Source organism: Caballeronia sp. Sq4a (assembly GCF_023170545.1).
In the GTDB taxonomy this organism is placed as follows: Bacteria; Pseudomonadota; Gammaproteobacteria; order Burkholderiales; family Burkholderiaceae; genus Caballeronia.
Genome location: NZ_CP084251.1, coordinates 986,806 through 1,000,713, shown reverse-complemented (window position 1 = coordinate 1,000,713; position 13,908 = coordinate 986,806). Strand labels below are relative to the sequence as shown.

14 protein-coding genes are annotated in these 13,908 nt (G+C 63.8%); 8 read left to right on the top strand and 6 right to left on the bottom strand.

Translation table 11 applies throughout. The annotated features are described in order from the left end of the window. Nucleotides 1-287: 287 nt before the first annotated feature. The 4 genes from LDZ24_RS18570 (at nucleotide 288) to LDZ24_RS18555 (ending at nucleotide 6,481) form a co-directional block, all read left to right on the top strand. Nucleotides 288-2,054, top strand: a complete 1,767-nt coding sequence (locus LDZ24_RS18570; RefSeq protein WP_206469230.1) for a thiamine pyrophosphate-binding protein — start codon at nucleotides 288-290, stop codon at nucleotides 2,052-2,054. A 31-nt stretch (nucleotides 2,055-2,085) separates the two neighbouring features. Continuing rightward, nucleotides 2,086-3,342 carry a formyl-CoA transferase gene (frc, locus tag LDZ24_RS18565; RefSeq protein ID WP_175941045.1) on the top strand — a complete coding sequence of 419 codons (1,257 nt, stop codon included), beginning with the start codon at nucleotides 2,086-2,088 and terminating at the stop codon, nucleotides 3,340-3,342. Nucleotides 3,343-3,432: 90 nt separating this feature from the next. Continuing rightward, entirely contained in the window at nucleotides 3,433-5,640 is a 2,208-nt protein-coding gene (locus LDZ24_RS18560) for an acetate--CoA ligase family protein (protein ID WP_248322671.1), read from the top strand. A gap of 61 nt (nucleotides 5,641-5,701) precedes the next feature. Continuing rightward, nucleotides 5,702-6,481, top strand: coding sequence for a fumarylacetoacetate hydrolase family protein (locus LDZ24_RS18555; protein WP_248322670.1), 780 nt, complete (start codon nucleotides 5,702-5,704; stop codon nucleotides 6,479-6,481). Nucleotides 6,482-6,584: 103 nt separating this feature from the next. Here LDZ24_RS18555 and LDZ24_RS18550 read toward each other — a convergent pair whose 3' ends face one another. The 3 genes from LDZ24_RS18550 to LDZ24_RS18540 all read right to left on the bottom strand — a co-directional run bounded on the left by LDZ24_RS18550 (nucleotide 6,585) and on the right by LDZ24_RS18540 (nucleotide 8,822). Beyond that, nucleotides 6,585-6,839 (bottom strand): CsbD family protein, encoded by a 255-nt coding sequence (locus LDZ24_RS18550; RefSeq protein WP_248322669.1) that lies wholly within the window; start codon nucleotides 6,837-6,839, stop codon nucleotides 6,585-6,587. 118 nt (nucleotides 6,840-6,957) lie between these two features. Then, complete coding sequence (locus LDZ24_RS18545; RefSeq protein ID WP_248322668.1) at nucleotides 6,958-7,314, bottom strand: response regulator; 357 nt, start codon at nucleotides 7,312-7,314, stop codon at nucleotides 6,958-6,960. After that, nucleotides 7,311-8,822: an ATPase domain-containing protein gene (locus tag LDZ24_RS18540; protein ID WP_248322667.1), complete on the bottom strand. Its 1,512-nt coding sequence runs from the start codon at nucleotides 8,820-8,822 to the stop codon at nucleotides 7,311-7,313. Before LDZ24_RS18540 ends, LDZ24_RS18545 begins: the two co-directional genes overlap by 4 nt. A 251-nt stretch (nucleotides 8,823-9,073) precedes the next feature. Here LDZ24_RS18540 and LDZ24_RS18535 point away from each other — a divergent pair, with 251 nt between their 5' ends. The 3 genes from LDZ24_RS18535 (at nucleotide 9,074) to LDZ24_RS18525 (ending at nucleotide 11,075) form a co-directional block, all read left to right on the top strand. After that, a complete protein-coding gene (locus LDZ24_RS18535) occupies nucleotides 9,074-9,517 on the top strand; it encodes a hypothetical protein (RefSeq protein WP_248322666.1) in 444 nt (147 codons plus the stop codon). Nucleotides 9,518-9,547: 30 nt separating this feature from the next. Beyond that, the gene (locus tag LDZ24_RS18530) at nucleotides 9,548-10,462 is read left to right on the top strand and encodes a DUF2968 domain-containing protein (RefSeq protein WP_248322665.1); all 915 of its coding nucleotides are present in this window, start codon (nucleotides 9,548-9,550) and stop codon (nucleotides 10,460-10,462) included. A gap of 127 nt (nucleotides 10,463-10,589) precedes the next feature. After that, on the top strand, nucleotides 10,590-11,075 hold the full coding sequence (locus LDZ24_RS18525; RefSeq protein ID WP_248323343.1) for an OmpA family protein: 486 nt from the start codon (nucleotides 10,590-10,592) through the stop codon (nucleotides 11,073-11,075). A gap of 81 nt (nucleotides 11,076-11,156) precedes the next feature. Here the strand turns inward: LDZ24_RS18525 and LDZ24_RS18520 are convergent, their stop codons facing one another. From LDZ24_RS18520 to LDZ24_RS18510, 3 genes are read right to left on the bottom strand one after another with little or no spacing between them, the layout of a single operon-like run. Beyond that, a complete protein-coding gene (locus LDZ24_RS18520; RefSeq protein ID WP_248322664.1) occupies nucleotides 11,157-11,675 on the bottom strand; it encodes a methylated-DNA--[protein]-cysteine S-methyltransferase in 519 nt (172 codons plus the stop codon). 27 nt (nucleotides 11,676-11,702) lie between these two features. After that, a complete protein-coding gene (locus LDZ24_RS18515; RefSeq protein WP_175941054.1) occupies nucleotides 11,703-11,963 on the bottom strand; it encodes a hypothetical protein in 261 nt (86 codons plus the stop codon). Next, nucleotides 11,956-12,714: a DNA/RNA non-specific endonuclease gene (locus LDZ24_RS18510; RefSeq protein ID WP_248322663.1), complete on the bottom strand. Its 759-nt coding sequence runs from the start codon at nucleotides 12,712-12,714 to the stop codon at nucleotides 11,956-11,958. Before LDZ24_RS18510 ends, LDZ24_RS18515 begins: the two co-directional genes overlap by 8 nt. A gap of 144 nt (nucleotides 12,715-12,858) precedes the next feature. Here LDZ24_RS18510 and LDZ24_RS18505 point away from each other — a divergent pair, with 144 nt between their 5' ends. Then, complete coding sequence (locus LDZ24_RS18505; RefSeq protein WP_371747434.1) at nucleotides 12,859-13,899, top strand: alpha/beta fold hydrolase; 1,041 nt, start codon at nucleotides 12,859-12,861, stop codon at nucleotides 13,897-13,899. Nucleotides 13,900-13,908 lie beyond the last annotated feature (9 nt).

The following is a 13,908-nucleotide window of genomic DNA, read 5'->3' as shown; positions in this document are numbered from 1 at the left end:
GTTGTCGTGGATGCGCGTGACGATGCAGTGGTCCGCGCTGATATCAGATATATCACATATCAGAGCCGTGAGGATAGCGAGCAGTCGTTTTGCGTCGCAGCAAGAACAAACGTGAAAAGCAGTTACAGCAGCAGGAAGCGTCGATCATGCACCGCATCACAGGGTTTGTTCCAATCAGAACATCGTTGACTAATACTGTGTGTGGAATATTGTATATCACAGCAACGGGACAACAGCGCGAGGTCCTGAGCGAAAGAACATCACCCCATTCGAGGAGGAGACAACACATGTCCGAAGTCGTCAGCAGCCGTCCGGAAGTCGCTCCAGCCACCACCACCGCCGATGACACGCTCAAGCAAAAGACGCGCGGCGCGGGCGTCGTCTCGGGCGGCCATCTCGTTGCGCGCGCCCTCAAGAACGAAGGCGTCGATACCATCTTCACGCTGTGCGGCGGCCACATCATCGATATCTACGACGGCTGTGTCGATGAAGGCATCCGCATCATCGACGTGCGCCACGAGCAGGTCGCCGCTCACGCCGCCGACGGCTACGCGCGTCAGACGGGCAAGCTCGGCTGCGTCGTGACGACGGCCGGCCCCGGCTGCACGAACGCGGTCACGGGCGTCGCCACGGCGTTTCGCTCGGAAAGCCCGATCATCCATATCGGCGGGCAGGGCGCGCTCACGCAGCACAAGATGGGCTCGCTGCAAGACCTCCCGCACGTCGACATGATGTCGCCCATCACCAAGTTCGCGGCGACCGTGCCGAGCACCGAGCGCGTTGCCGACATGGTCTCGATGGCCGCCCGCGAAGCGTTTAACGGCGCGCCCGGCCCGGCGTATCTGGAGATTCCGCGCGACGTGCTGGACCGTGAAATCGACGTCAGCAAGGCCGTGATTCCGCAGCCCGGACGCTATCGCGCATCGACGAAATCGGTCGGCGATCCAAAGGACATCGAAAAGCTCGCCGATCTGCTCGTGAACTCCGAGCGCCCGGCGATCCTTTACGGCCAGCAAGTCTGGACGGCGCGCGGCCACGAAGAGGCCATCGCGCTGCTGCGCGGCCTCGACATTCCCGGCTACTTCAACGGCGCGAGCCGCGGCCTCTTGCCGCCGGGCGATCCGCATCACTTCGACCGCACGCGCTCGCAGGCTTTCGCGAAGGCGGATCTGATCGTGATCGTCGGCACGCCGTTCGATTTCCGCATGGGTTACGGCAAGCGCATCAGCAAAGAGCTGAAGCTGGTGCAGATCGACATGGACTACCGCACCGTCGGCAAGAACCGCGATATCGACCTCGGGCTCGTCGGCGATCCGGGCGCGATTCTCGGCGCGGTGCTGCAAGCCGCGAGCGGCCGGCTGAAGAACGACAAGCGCCAGTCGCGCCAGGCGTGGATGCGCGAACTCGCGGCGGCGGAAGAAACCGCGACCGCCAAGCTCATGCCGCTCTTCACGTCGGATGCGAGCCCGATTCATCCGTATCGCGTCGCGCACGAGATCAACCAGTTCCTCTCCGACGACACCATTTATATCGGCGATGGCGGCGACGTCGTGACGATCTCGGCGCAAGCCGTGCGTCCGCGCCGCCCCGGCCAGTGGATGGACCCCGGCGCGCTCGGCTCGCTCGGCGTCGGCACGGGCTTCGCCATCGCGGCGGGTCTCGCCAATCCGGAGAAGGAAGTGCTCTGCTACTACGGCGACGGCGCGTTCTCCATGACCTCGTTCGACATGGAAACGGCCAACCGCTTCGGCGTGCCGTATATCGCGGTGATCGGCAACAACTCGGCGATGAACCAGATTCGCTACGGCCAGCTCGCGAAATACGGCGAGGAGCGCGGCAACGTCGGCAATCTGCTCTCGGACGTGCCGTATGGCCGCTTCGCCGAAATGCTCGGCGGCTACGGCGAGGAAGTGTACGAAGCGTCGAAGATCGCGGGCGCGTTGCAGCGGGCGCGCGAGTCGATCGCGAAAACCGGCAAGAGCGCGGTCATCAATATCTGGGTCGATCCTACGGTATACGCCCCTGGCACGATGGCCCAGACGATGTACAAATAAAGAACGCGATCGAAGACACAGGGAGACAGCCATGAACACCTCGGGCAAGGCACTGGATGGCGTACGCATCCTCGATTTCACGCACGTTCAATCGGGTCCGACCTGCACGCAGCTGCTCGCGTGGTTCGGCGCGGACGTCATCAAGGTGGAGCGCGCCGGCGCGGGCGACATCACGCGGGAGCAACTGCGCGATATCCCCGATGCCGACAGCCTCTACTTCACGATGCTCAATCACAACAAGCGGTCGATCACCATCGACACGAAGAATCCCGAGGGAAAGAAAGTGCTCGAAACGCTCGTCAAGAAGTGCGACGTGCTCGTCGAGAACTTCGCGCCGGGCGCGCTCGACCGCATGGGCTTCACGTGGGAGCGCATCCAGGAGCTGAATCCGGCGATGATCGTGGCGTCCGTCAAGGGCTTCGGGCCGGGGCCGTACGAAGACTGCAAGGTCTACGAGAACGTTGCGCAGTGCGCGGGCGGCGCGGCATCGACCACCGGTTTCGACGACGGCCCGCCGACCGTCACCGGCGCGCAGATCGGCGATTCCGGCACGGGGCTGCATCTTGCGCTCGGCATCGTGACGGCGCTGTATCAGCGCAACCGCACGGGGCGCGGGCAGAAAGTGCTCGCGGCCATGCAGGACGGCGTGCTCAACCTGTGCCGCGTGAAATTGCGCGACCAGCAGCGGCTGGAACGCACCGGCGTCATGAAGGAGTACCCGCAGTATCCGAACGGCAAGTTCGGCGACGCGGTGCCGCGCGCGGGCAATGCGTCGGGCGGCGGCCAGCCGGGCTGGATCCTGAAGTGCAAGGGCTGGGAAACCGATCCGAACGCGTACATCTACTTCATCACGCAGGCGCCGGTGTGGGGCGAGATCTGCAAGGTCATCGGCAAGGAAGAGTGGATCGAGCATCCGGATTACAAGACGCCGAACGCTCGCCTGCCGCGTCTGAAAGAAATCTTCGCGGAAATCGAGCGCTGGACCATGTCGAAAACCAAGTTCCAGGCGATGGAGATCCTGAACAAGCACGACATTCCCTGCGGCCCGATTCTCTCGATGAAAGAAATCGCCGAAGAACCGTCGCTGAGAAAGACCGGCACGGTCGTGGAAGTGGACCATCCGGTGCGCGGCAAGTACCTGACGGTCGGCAACCCGATCAAGCTCTCGGACAGCCCGACGGAAGTCGTGCGCTCGCCGCTGCTCGGCGAGCATACCGATGAAGTCATGGCCGAGCTCGGCTACACGCCTGACCAGATCGCCACGCTGAAGAGCCTCGGCGCGATCTGAGCTTTCACTCCCGATGCGCCCTTCGCGCGCTGCCCGCAACGGGCGGCGCGCGGTCCAGACTCGTCCTCGAATACACGGAGACACGCCAACATGAACAGCACGGTCGTCCAGGAACGCAGCGAAACAGTCCAATCTTCCACGCCGGCATCGAACGTCGTGCCGTTGCATGCGGCCGACGCCAAGCGCCGCGTCGCGGAAATCTTCGAGCGGGTGAAGGCCGAAGGCCGCGCGTCGCTGACCGCGCCGGAAGGCAAGCTCGTCTGCGACGCCTACGGTATTTCGGTGCCGCAGGAAGGCGTCGCGACCAGCGCCGACGACGCGGCCAAGCTCGCGTCGTTCATCGGCTTTCCGGTGGTGCTGAAGATCGTCTCGCCGGAGATTCTGCACAAGACGGAGGCGGGCGGCGTGCTCGTCGGCGTGAAGAACGAAGCGGACGTGAAGGCGGGCTTCGCGACCATCATCGAGAACGCGAAGAAGCACGACGCGAACGCGACCATCGTCGGCGTGCAGGTTCAGCAGATGGTCGGCGCGGGCCAGGAAGTCATCATCGGCGCGGTCACGGACCCGTCGTTCGGCAAGCTGATCGCGTTCGGGCTCGGCGGCGTGCTCGTCGAAGTGCTGAAGGACGTGACGTTCCGCCTGGCTCCCGTCACGCGCGAAGAGGCCGCGTCGATGCTCGACGGCATTCAGGCCGCCGATGTCCTGCGCGGCGTGCGCGGTTCGGAGGCCGTGAATCGCGAGGCGCTCGTGACGCTGATCGAGCGCGTGTCGCGCCTCGTCGACGACTTCCCGCAGATCTCCGAGATGGACCTGAACCCGGTCTTCGCGAGCCCGAACGGCGCCGTGGCGGCGGACGTGCGCATCGTGATGGACTTCGAGCCGGCCGAGCCGCGTTATCGCCCGACGCAGGAGCAGATCGTCCGGCAGATGAACCGCATCATGAAGCCGGATGCGGTCGCGGTGATCGGCGCGTCGAACGAGGACGGCAAGATCGGCAACTCGGTCATGAAGAACCTGATCAACGGCGGCTATCAGGGGACCATCTATCCGATCCACCCGAAGGCCGACGAGATCATGGGCCGCAAGGCGTACAAGAGCGTGAAAGACGTGCCGGGCGTGATCGACGTGGCCGTGTTCGCGATTCCCGCCAAGTTCGTCGCGCAGGCGCTGGTGGAGGTGGGCGAGAAGCAGATTCCCGGCGCGGTGCTGATTCCATCAGGATTCGCCGAAACGGGCAATCAGGAGGGACAGGAAGAGCTCGTGCGCATTGCGCGCCAGTACGACATCCGCATGATGGGCCCGAACATCTACGGCTTCTATTACACGCCGAAGAACCTTTGCGCGACGTTCTGCACGCCGTACGACGTGAAGGGCAAGGCCGCGCTCTCGTCGCAATCGGGCGGCATCGGCATGGCGATCATCGGCTTTTCGCGCTCCGCGAAGATGGGCGTGTCGGCGATCGTCGGGCTCGGCAACAAGAGCGATATCGACGAAGACGATCTGCTCACGTTCTTCGAGCAGGACGACAACACGGAAATCATCGCGCAGCACTGCGAAGATCTGAAGGACGGCCGCGCTTTCGCCGAAGCCGCGCGGCGCGTGTCGAAGAAGAAGCCGGTCGTCGTACTGAAGGCGGGCAGAACGAGCCTCGGGGCGCGCGCGGCGAGTTCGCACACGGGCGCGCTCGCCGGCAACGACAAGATCTACGAGGACGTGTTCGCGCAATGCGGCGTGATCCGCGCGCGGTCGCTGCGCGATCTGCTCGAATTCGCGCGCGGCATTCCGAAGCTGCCGACGCCGAAGGGCGAAAACACCGTCATCATCACCGGCGCGGGCGGCTCGGGCGTGCTGCTCTCGGACGCCTGCGTGGACAACGGCCTTTCGCTGATGACCATGCCCGACGATCTCGATGCCGCGTTCCGCAAGTTCATCCCGCCGTTCGGCGCGGCGGGCAATCCGGTCGATATCACGGGCGGCGAGCCGCCGACCACGTACAAGAACACGATCAAGCTCGGGCTCGAGGATGACCGCATCCATTCGATCATTCTCGGCTACTGGCACACGATCATCACGCCGCCGATGGTCTTCGCCAAACTCGTGATCGAAGTGAAGGAGGAGATGAAGGCGCGCGGCATCGAAAAGCCGATCGTCGCGTCGCTGGCCGGCGACGTGCAGGTGGAGGAGGCCGCCGAGTATCTGTACGAACACGGCGTGCCGGCCTACGCGTATTCGACCGAGTTGCCCGTCGCGGTGCTCGGCGCGAAATACAAGTGGGCGCGCGGCGCGGGCCTGATCTGATCCGATTCGATCCCAGGGAACGGCGCGGGCCGCGGCTCGCGCCAATTAGAAAAGGAATGCCGTGACCACCTGGATACGTTTTCGCGATGCCGACGGACATATCGGCTTCGGCACACTCGACGAGCGCTCGGGGCGCGTCGTGCAGCACGACGGCGCGCTGTTCGATCAGCCGCGCCCGACCGACATCTCCTTGCCCGTGGACGACCTCACGCTGCTCGCGCCCTGTGAGCCGAGCAAGGTCATTGCGCTCTGGAACAACTACTACGCGCTCTCGCAGAAGCTCGACAAGGCGCCGCCGCAGCATCCGCTCTTTCTGATCAAGCCGCCGATGTCGGTGATCGGGCCGAACGAGTCGATTCGCCGGCCGAAGAATTATCACGGCAAGATTGCCTACGAGGGCGAACTGGGCATCGTGATCGGCAAGGCGGTGTCGTGCGCGTCGGTGGAAGAAGCCGAGGATGCGATTTTCGGTTTTACCTGCGTGAACGACGTCACCGCCATCGAACTGCTTCAGGAAGATCCCAACTTCGCGCAGTGGTGCCGCTCGAAGGGCTTCGACACGTTCACGTGCCTCGGGCCGGGAATCGTCAGCGGGTTCGACTGGCGCAGCGCGAATGTCGTGACCACGGTGGAAGGCGTCGAGCGCCAGAACTACCCGCTCGACGACATGATCTTCTCGCCCGCCGAGCAGGTCAGCCTGATTTCACACGACATGTCGCTCGCGCCGGGCGATGTGATCGCATGCGGGACGTCCATCGGCGTCGGGTCGATCAAGGACGGCGCGCGCGTCGATGTGTCGATCGCGGGGATCGGCACGTTGTCGAATGTGCTCGCCGCGTAGAGCATAGGACCGCCACAAACGACAAAGCCGGCGCGCGAGACGCCGGCTTCGTCGCTCAAACGCGTGCGCGCTGCGGTAATGCGCAGCGCGTCGCGCCTGAAGACTACCGATCGCGATTCCACAACGCGCCCAGCAGGAACCCGACGGCCGCGGCGATCAGAATGCCGTTGATCGGCTGATCCGAGACGGCACTGCGAACGTTGTCGAGCGTCTGCCCGTACGTCTGCTGCAGCGAGCCGAGCGCCTGACGCGCCTTGCCCTCGACCTGCGTGCCGGAATCGCCCGTCAGCGCGCCGACCGCGTCTTGCACCTTGCCGACCACGTTTTGAGCCGTGCCTTCCACTTGATCTTGCACCATGGTGCCTCCCATTCTCGTTGAAGCGGTTTGCGTTGGTATTGCCCCGTTACTGCTTCGATTCAACCGGCAGCGCCGGAACGGACGATAGAGCACGCTTCGTGCCCACCGCGCCGCGCGCTCATCTGCGATTCGCCAGATCCGCCACCAGCGCGAGCAAATCGTCGATGGAAAGCGGCTTTCTGCGGAACCGCGCGTCGGGATGGTCGAGTTCCGGCGCGTTCGCGGCGGCGCTCATCAGAATGACCGGCACCTTGTTGAGCGTATCGCTTGCCGCGAGACTGCGGATCAACTCGACGCCGTCCATGTGCGGCATCATCCAGTCGGTGATGATGACGTCCGGCGCGTTCAGCTTGGCGGCGTCGAGCGCGATGCGTCCGTTCGACGCCGTCGTCACCTCGTAACCTTCCATCTCCAGCACGAGCCGCCAGGTGGTCAGGATGTCGAATTCGTCGTCGACGACAAGGATCTTTTTCATGTGCGCGGGCCGGGATCGGTCACGGACAGCGCAGGCGAGAGCGACGGATGGCCGGACAGGATGCCTGTCGGCCCGATGAAGCTCTCCGTGATATGCAGGCCGCGCGCATCGATGGTCAGGCGGCGGATGCCGGAATCGTGCGCGCTCTCGCGCTGCTTGACGACCGACACCATCCGGTAGAGCGCGGAATTGGCCTCGACGTAGCGCATGAGGACGATGTTCTCGGTCATCGCCGACGCGCGCATGGTGGTGGGCGGCGCGGTTTCGCCGTAAAGCGGCAGTTCCTCCGTGACGATGGTCGTGACGCCGGCATCGCGCAGTCGCAAAGTGAGCGCGTTCAGAAACAGTCCGAAACGTTCCGCGCGGTTGGCCGACTGATGAAAGCCGTCGATGCCGTCCACCACGAGCCGCGAAGCATCCGTGCGCGCGACGACGCCGAGCAGTTGCGCGGCAAGTTCGTCGATGGACAACTCGACTGCCGAATGCCACTCGATCGCGAGGCGGCCGTCCTTCGCCGCGTCGGTCAGATCGATATTCACCGACCGTGCCTTCGCGATCAGCCGGTCCGGCGATTCGTACAGGCCGAAATAAACGCAACGCTCGCCCCGTTCGACGCCCGCCTGCAGGAACTTGAGCCCGAGCAGCGTCTTGCCGACGCCCGACGGCCCGACGAGCGTCGTCGTGGAGCCGCGCGCCACGCCGCCGCCCATCATGCGGTCGAACTCGGGGAAACCGAACGAGAGCTTCGAATCGTAATGGCGTGGCGCGTGCTGGTTCGCGGCCGATGCCTCCAGACGCGGGTACGCCATGACGCCGCTATTCGAGATGCTGAAGAAATGCTTGCCGAGCAAGTGGTCGCGGGCGCGCAGCTTATGCACTTCGATCTCGCGCGCGCGGCGCATGCCGGTGCTGAAGCGGTTCAGTTCGATCAGTCCGTCGACGAGCGTGTGCTCCGGATGCGGCTCGTTGCCCGAGAGCGGGGCGAGAATCAGCGTGGTGCACCGCGCCGCGCTGACGAACGCCGACAGCTCGTGGATGAACTGCGAGAGTTCCAGCTCCGTCGAACTGAACTCGCGCGCGCTGCGAAAGCCGTCGATCACCATGAAGCGCGGGCGGCTCGACTTGATCGTGGAAGCGATCAGCGCGAGAAAGCCGGAAAGACCCTCGCGCATGAGTTCGTGGTAGCCGCTCACGAACAGCATGCGGCCGGAAATGGCGTTGGCGTCGTAGAAGGACAGGGCGCGCAAATGCGAGAGCAGCTTGGTGTGCGATTCCGCGATGAGCGTGATGTACAGCACCTTGTCGCCCTGCGCGACGCGATGAAAGCCGATTTGCGATGACAGGATCGTCTTGCCCGCGCCCGCCATGCCTTCGATCATGTAGAGCCCGCCTCCGACAAAGCCGCCGCCGAGTATCTCGTCCAGGCCCGGGACGCCCGTGGTGACGTTGTCGTCGTTCGCGGCGCGCTCGGGTGAAGATTCGGCGGGGAGATTGTCGTCTTGGCTCATGAAATTTTCGTTTTTACTTGGCGCACGGGCTCGTAAAGAACGCGAATTATGGCTGACTACCGGCAACGTGTCGCCGTTTGAATCGCTCGCATTCCTGTGCGGGCTTTGAGCGGGCGGCTGCGTTGAGCGTCCGCGCTGCCGTCGCAAGCGGTCCTCATAAGTGCGCCGGCGTTTCGGCCTCGCATAATCCGAGCCCGTGGCGCCCAGGGTCGCCGATTTGTCGCGGACAACGGCTGTTTGAGAACCCTCTCATGGGCGGCGGACGTCGCCGCTGGTCAAATACGGTCTTCGATGTCGTGGAGCCGCGCGTTCTCGGGCTCCGCCTCCCGGCGCGTTGCGCCAGCCTCCGTTTAGCCAGCCATGAACCGTTCGCACTCGATCTGGAGCGCCGTCGCGCTCGCCGCCTGTCTGACTTCTTACCTGCTCTCGTCGGCTACGCCTTCAAGAGCGGCCGAGCCGTTGCCGGACTCGCATATTTTTTCGGCCGCGCCGTTTGCGTTCAGCGCCGATCGCGGCATTTTCTCGCCGATGCCCATTTCACCTACGGACTCGCGCATATTTTCTCCGCTTCAAACGCCGGTTGGCCGCGAAACGGTCGAATTATCGGAAGCGCGAATCAGGCATCAGCAATTCGCATAACGCCGGTCAAAAACCGGCTCGCATTCATCGCGGCGTCTCGTCATAATCCGGGCTGATTCCATTGTCGATGGTCCGGGGATAATGCAATGAAACGCGTGCCTGTTTCGAAAGTGGCGCTGATCGCGGGCTGGTGCGTGCTGTCGATAAGCGTGCGCGCCGCGCCCGGCGAAGCGCAATCCGCCCGCGTGCCCGATACGCCGGACAATGCCTTATCTGCAAACGGCGACGTCGCCGAATTAGAAGCGCTGACCCGCGACGGAAAAATCATCACTCTGCGCAAAACCGTGAACGGCAGTTACGGCGCGAGTCTCGCGTATTATCGCGAGCAAATGACGTATTACGCGGCGTTGTTTCAGCTCGATAAAGTCTGGCGCGTGCTGAAGACGCAAAACGAGGCGCGCGCCGAATCGGTTTATTCGGATTTCGCGAAGTCGTCGGCGACGCTGGCCGATGCGGAGATTCGCCGCATCAATCTCGAAGCGCAAACGCCTTACGCCCAACGGCAGATCGCCGCGCAACAGGAACGGGCCAATCGCTTGCAGGCTGATCTCGATGTCGCTCGCGCGCAGCAAAGCGAAGTGGCGAGTCATCAGCAAGGGAGCAGGACGCCATTCGCCAATTGCGCACCGAGCAGGCGGCGGCGCAAGCTCAGCTTCGCGCGCTGCAATTGCGCGTGCTGGAATTGCAGAAGCAGGCCGACGGCGATCTTCCCGCGACGGGCAAATAACGCCTCATTCTCGGCTCGGAAAAGTTCGAAAAATTGGGATTTATCCCTGCGGGAGACGCAAAACGCGTTGCTAGAATCGCAACGCTTCAAAACGCCGCATCCCTTCCAGTCGGGAAAGCACGCGTCACTCGTATCTCAAGCGCGCCTGATTCCAGGCCTCGCGTTCTCAAGTCGAATCAAAGATGCTCAAAAAAACCGTTGCTGTCGTTTTCGCCGCCGTCGTTGTGCTCGCCGGTTGCTCCACCACTTCCGGACCCACGTTCAATATCAATGAAATCCAGACATCGGGCGGGCAGAAGGCGTTCCGTTCTGAATGCTACGGCGTGTTCCAGAACGGCAGTGCGTGCATGCAAGCCGCGCAGAAAATGTGTGGAAATCAGCCGGTCAATGTCTTGCAAAACGTGGAAGGCACGAATGGGCCGGGCAACGCAGGCGAAATCGTCTTCACGTGCGGGATGCCGCAGCCAGCCGCGGTTGCGCAGACGCCCGTTCAGCAAGCCGAACCGCAGCCGGTGGTCGCCGCGACGCCGGTCGCTGCGCCGGTGCGCAAGGTCACGCTCGACGAGAAGACCAACTTCGCGTTCGATAGCGCGCAACTCACGCCGAAAGCCCGCGCCATTCTCGACAAGCTCATCACCGATGGTCGCGGCGTGACGTTCTCGTCGGTGGTGGTGCAGGGTTATACGGATTCCATCGGTTCGGCGTCGTACAACGTCGCATTGTCCCAGCGCCGCGCGCGCGCCGTGCTGGAGTACCTGAAGACCCACGGCCTGCAGGCGCAGGACTTCGCGACCAAGGCTTACGGCGAGTCGCATCCGATCGCATCCAACGCGACGAGCGTCGGCCGTGCCGAGAACCGTCGCGTGGAAGTCGTGTTGACGCAATAACGCGCTGAGGCGTCGTACTCAGACAAAAGCAAAAGCTCGCGGACCACACAGTCCGCGAGCTTTTTTTCGTCGTCGCGGCGCTCAGAAGAGGGCGAGTTGCGCGCGTCCGCGGCCGCCTTCGAGCGTCAGGAGCGATCGCTTCCGGTCCACGCCGCCGGCATAGCCCGTCAACTCACCGTCGCCGCCGATCACGCGATGACACGGCACGATGATCGCCACCGGATTGCGCCCGTTCGCGCCGCCCACGGCCCGCGATGCGCCGGGCGGCAAGCCGAGCCGCCGCGCGAGATCGCCGTAAGTCCACGCATCGCCGAAAGGAATCTGGCGCAAAAGATCCCAGACCTGCTGCTGAAACGGCGTGCCGCGCAGCCTGACCGGGACTGAAAACGTCAGCCGCTCACCGGCGAAATATTGCGCGATCTCATCGCACGCGGCTTCGATCACGCGCGGCGCGGGCCGGCCGTCGTGGACAATCTCGTGCGGCGGCAGCCCGGCGGGGAAGTGCTTCTGCCCGACGAAGAAGAGGCCGGTCAGACACGCGTCCTCGGCGCGATACAGAATCGGGCCGAGCGGACTCGGGCGGACGTGGCATTCGATCACGCTGCGCTCTCCTGACGCGCGATGCCGTCAGATGAACGGATTGTCGGCCGTGCCGGTGGGCGCGGGCGGCTCGTCCGGCAGCTTCGCCGGCAGATGCGCGTCCTTCGCGAGCGACTCGACGATCGCGCCGAGCGCGTCGTGCAGCGCCTTCGCGGCGGCGAGGCCGGCCTGGTCCCGCGCAATCGTCAGATCGCCGCTGATCGTCACGCGCGTCTTGCCGTTGACGATGTTGATGGCGTCGCCCGCAATGTTCAGGGCGTCGGTATCGTTGGCAAAGGGCTTAAACACCTCGCAATCCTCCAATTCGTTTGTCCTTGAGCGCGTCCGGAATGCCGGGAAACGCGAGACCGCTCATGGCTTCGAGTTCGCGCACGGTCTTCATCGTATAGGTATTCGTCGGCGCGTTCTCGACGACCACCGCGAACGCGATCTGACGCTGCGGCAAATACACGACCTTGTACAACTGCGTCGGCACGAACACGCGCGATTCGCCGATCGTCTGCAATTGCCGGCCCGAGAACAGCGGCCCGGTGACGACGTACGCCTCGCCCGATTCCTCCGTGAGCCGGCGCACCGCCTGCTCGATGCGCGACCAGATGCGCCGGTTGTTCGACGGGTCCTGAGGCACGATGTTCGCGAGCGAGAACGATTCGGCCATGCCCTGCTTGCTCGCACGGTCGCCCGCCGGGCTCATGTGGCCGCGGTCGTAGCCGCTGCGCTTGTAGTCGTCGAGTTGCGCGCTGTCGCCGCGCGGCAGCCGCTTGTCGACGAAGAAGCGATTGGTGCGCGTGTTGTCCTTCGCGTCATCGACGCTCTGCGCCGTGAGATGTTCCGCCGACCACAACGGCCCGTGCGTGACGCCCGAGTGCAGGAGCGCGAAGTCCGAATAGCAGATTTCCTGCGTGGACGCGCGCATCTTCGCGTTCGTCACCACGGGTTCGCGCCCGGACGGGCTGAACTGCGGGCAGTCGTTCGCGACCGCGCTGATGCACGCGGCGCCGAGCAGCGCGGCGACGAGTGCCTTGAACCTTGCTTGCATGCTTTGAAAATCCCGACTGATTGCGATGCCTCGAAACGCCCGTCGCTTGGCTGCAATCGAAACGCGGCCAGCGGGGGCGGCACAGTATAAGGGCTTGCCGCGCGCTAGAATCGCTCGGGCCGTTCATCTCGATAAAAACAGCCCATGAAATCGATGCCTCTCTTCGCGCGCTCCCTGCTGCTGGCTCTGGCTTCGTGCGCGTCGTTGATCGCGGCAGCGCCCGCATCTGCCGATGAACCCGCTTACGGTCCCGAGTTGCAGGGCTTCGACTATCCGTATCCGGTCGCGCGCTTCGCATTCACGTCGCAGCGGCAGGTGCTGCGCATGGCGTATATGGACGTGCATCCGGCGCACCCCAACGGGCGCACGGCGGTGTTGCTGCACGGAAAGAACTTCTGCGCGGCGACGTGGAAACAGACCATCGAGACATTGTCCGATGCGGGCTATCGCGTGATTGCGCCGGATCAGATCGGGTTTTGCAAGTCGACGAAGCCCGAGCGGTATCAGTACAGCTTCCAGCAACTGGCGCGTAACACGCACGCGCTGCTCGGCGCGCTCGGCGTGAATCGCGCGACGCTGATCGCGCATTCGACGGGCGGCATGATCGCGGTTCGGTACGCGCTCATGTATCCGCAGGAGACCGAGCAACTCGCGCTCGTCAATCCGATCGGGCTGGAGGACTGGAAGGCGAAGGGCGTGCCGTCCATTTCCATCGACGACTGGTATGCGCGCGAGCTCAAGACGAGCGCCGAGGGCATTCGCAATTACGAGAAGAACACGTATTACGCGGGTCAGTGGCGCGACGACTACGAGCCGTGGGTGCAAATGCTCGCGGGCATGTATCGCGGGCCGGGGAAGGATATCGTCGCGTGGAACTCGGCGCTGCTGTACGACATGATTTATACGCAGCCCGTCGTCTACGAATTCGACCGCATCCAGCCGCCGACGCTGCTCCTGATCGGCGACAAGGACACGACGGCGATCGGCAAGGATCTCGCGCCGCCCGAGATTCGCGCGACGCTCGGGCGTTATCCCGAATTGGCCAAACAGGCGAAGGAGCGGATTCCAAACGCGACGCTTGTCGAGTTTCCGGACGCCGGTCACGCGCCGCAGATGCAGGAGCCGCTGGAATTTCATAAAGCACTATTGTTCTGGCTGGAGACTGCGCCGACGCGTTTTTCATAACTTATTTCA

Coding starts and splice junctions, on each gene's coding strand:
- LDZ24_RS18570 (WP_206469230.1), top strand. CDS start 288: ATGTCCGAAGTCGTCAGCAGCCGTCCGGAAGTCGCTCCAGCCACCACC.
- frc (WP_175941045.1), top strand. CDS start 2,086: ATGAACACCTCGGGCAAGGCACTGGATGGCGTACGCATCCTCGATTTC.
- LDZ24_RS18560 (WP_248322671.1), top strand. CDS start 3,433: ATGAACAGCACGGTCGTCCAGGAACGCAGCGAAACAGTCCAATCTTCC.
- LDZ24_RS18550 (WP_248322669.1), bottom strand. CDS start 6,839: ATGGTGCAAGATCAAGTGGAAGGCACGGCTCAAAACGTGGTCGGCAAG.
- LDZ24_RS18545 (WP_248322668.1), bottom strand. CDS start 7,314: ATGAAAAAGATCCTTGTCGTCGACGACGAATTCGACATCCTGACCACC.
- LDZ24_RS18540 (WP_248322667.1), bottom strand. CDS start 8,822: ATGAGCCAAGACGACAATCTCCCCGCCGAATCTTCACCCGAGCGCGCC.
- LDZ24_RS18535 (WP_248322666.1), top strand. CDS start 9,074: ATGGGCGGCGGACGTCGCCGCTGGTCAAATACGGTCTTCGATGTCGTG.
- LDZ24_RS18530 (WP_248322665.1), top strand. CDS start 9,548: ATGAAACGCGTGCCTGTTTCGAAAGTGGCGCTGATCGCGGGCTGGTGC.
- LDZ24_RS18510 (WP_248322663.1), bottom strand. CDS start 12,714: ATGCAAGCAAGGTTCAAGGCACTCGTCGCCGCGCTGCTCGGCGCCGCG.
- LDZ24_RS18505 (WP_371747434.1), top strand. CDS start 12,859: ATGAAATCGATGCCTCTCTTCGCGCGCTCCCTGCTGCTGGCTCTGGCT.